The 2,017-nt window shown below is 68.2% G+C and carries 2 protein-coding genes; both read right to left on the reverse strand.

The window, feature by feature from the left end; genetic code table 11:
* Window positions 1-109: 109 nt before the first annotated feature.
* On the reverse strand, window positions 110-808 hold the full coding sequence (locus ACFV0Q_RS41025) for a PP2C family protein-serine/threonine phosphatase (RefSeq protein WP_385013148.1): 699 nt from the start codon (window positions 806-808) through the stop codon (window positions 110-112).
* Between the two features lie 78 nt (window positions 809-886).
* Window positions 887-1,891: a DUF932 domain-containing protein gene (locus ACFV0Q_RS41030; protein ID WP_385013150.1), complete on the reverse strand. Its 1,005-nt coding sequence runs from the start codon at window positions 1,889-1,891 to the stop codon at window positions 887-889.
* Between the last annotated feature and the right edge of the window lie 126 nt (window positions 1,892-2,017).

Here is a 2,017-nt window from a genome sequence, read left to right on the forward strand (position 1 = left end):
TTCAGTGAGCCACTCAGCCACAAACACGCTCAACCAACCTGCACAACACCAGGTCAGGAGCATGACGACTACTCAGTTTCACTGAGCGCCGACAACAACGGCAGGCGGGCTAGTCGAAGTCGGCCACGAGGACCGTCGCGTTGTCGGCCCGTTCTCCACTGTGGGCGATCGCGGCTTCTACCAGGGTCCGGGCAGCCTTCTGGGGGCCTCCGGTGAGGTAGTCGCTGATCGCAATCTCGGCGTCCTCCAACGGTTCGTAGGCTCCGTCACTGGCCAGGACCAACCTGCCACTGGCGGGAGCCATGACCGACCCCAGAGGGGCACTCGGAGTAGTGTCGCCGAGGTAGGAAGTGACCCGGTTGCGGGCGTAGGGCTCTGGCTCCAGCTCCATGTCGATGAGCACCTGCCGCATGTTGTGATCGGTCGTCAGTCGCCTTACCGGCCTGGTGGGTGCTGGGAGGAAGTAGGCGCGGGCGTCGCCACACCACGCGATGTGGAGCGGCTTGCCGGGCTCGGCGACCGCGACGACGGCGACTGCGGAAGGCATGTACTGGCCGTACCAGCCCTCTTCGGCGACCTCGGCGACCCGTGCCGCGTGGATCTGCTGCAAGCCCTCCAAGGCCCCGTTGCGGGCAGCTGCGCGGGCCAGTCGGCGCGCGGCGGTCCGCGTCCAGGCCTGTACGGCATCATCGCTGCCAATCCCGTCGAGCAGGACGTAGGCGCGGCGTCCCTGGTGGGTGTAGGTGGCGGTGGCGTCGCACTGGTGGGAGCGGCCGCCGATCAGCTGGGCCGTGCTGTGGGTGCTCATGGTGCCTCCGGTCTGGGGTGGAAGGGGGCGGGAGGGTTCTCCCGCCCCCGTGGGCGGTGCTGCCGGGGAGAGCGGCAGTCAGACGGTCATGAGGCTGAAGGCGCGTTCCATGACGTCGTCGGCGGTGCCGGAGATCACGCGCTCGGCGCGGGCGGCCTTCTTCAGGTCCGGGCTGGCGCCGCGTGCGGGGGCGATGTGGTTGGTGTACTCGGTGATCGCGTTGTAGCCCGCCCACGCAGTTCCCCGAATGCCGGCCTGGGTGTCGGCCTGCTCGAACAAGTTGCGGATGGTGTTCCAGCGGCTGAGCTGGTTGGTCTTCTTCCGCGTGGTGTCGGCGTTGGAAACCGGCCACAGCTGCTCGACCACCGTGCGGAGCATCGGGGTGGTCATCTCCGCATCCAGCATGCGCTGCGCGGCCTTCTCGAACTCCTCGGCGTACCTGAACGTCAGCCCCAGAGCCTGACGGGCCTGCGCGATACGGCTGCGCGCACCGGAGGTGTGACGGACGGTGTACTTGCTCTTCGCCGCGCTGAGCCCCGCTCGAAGGGTGTTGGCGCAGACGACACGGACGGGCGTGACGACGATCCGGAAGGCGCTGGATCCGTCGTGCGAGTTGAACGCGGCGATGTAGAGATCCACCTTGTCGCTGTGGCTGATGGTCATCGTCTGCGGGAGCTTCATCGTCAGGAAGACCTGTCGGCCGCCTCGGAGGGACCCGGCGGTCTCGAAGTGGGCCCCGGACTCGTCAACGAGATAGTTGAGAAACTCCGCGTGCTCCTCGTTCTGCACCGGCACGTAATCGGTGCCGACGACTCCCAGAGACTCGGGGCGCCCGCTCTTGGGGTGGGTGCGCACGGTCGCCCGGTGGTTGGGAACCTCCATCATGGTCGCGCCCTCGGCCGTCAGCTCTGTCGCGCTCAGCCCGACAAGGCGGACGTTCCAGTTGTCGAGGGCGGCCAGGCGCATGGCGTCCTCAGCGGTCAGCGCGCTGGTGGTGACGGTCCCCAGCTGGTGCCAGGAGTCCTCACGGGCGCTGACGAAAGCGGCCGTGCCGTCGCTGAACTGCTCGATCTCGTGTGCCACGGGAACTTCTCCTTCTCGGTGTTCTGCGGTGGGGCGGGGGTGCCACTCCCCCGCCGCCGGAGTGCTGGGGGGAGCCCTGGGGGGCGGGGGGGGACGCGGGTATCGAGGCGCGGTCGCTGTAGGGGT

This window comes from Streptomyces sp. NPDC059564, from assembly GCF_042735575.1.
Lineage (GTDB): Bacteria > Actinomycetota > Actinomycetes > Streptomycetales > Streptomycetaceae > Streptomyces.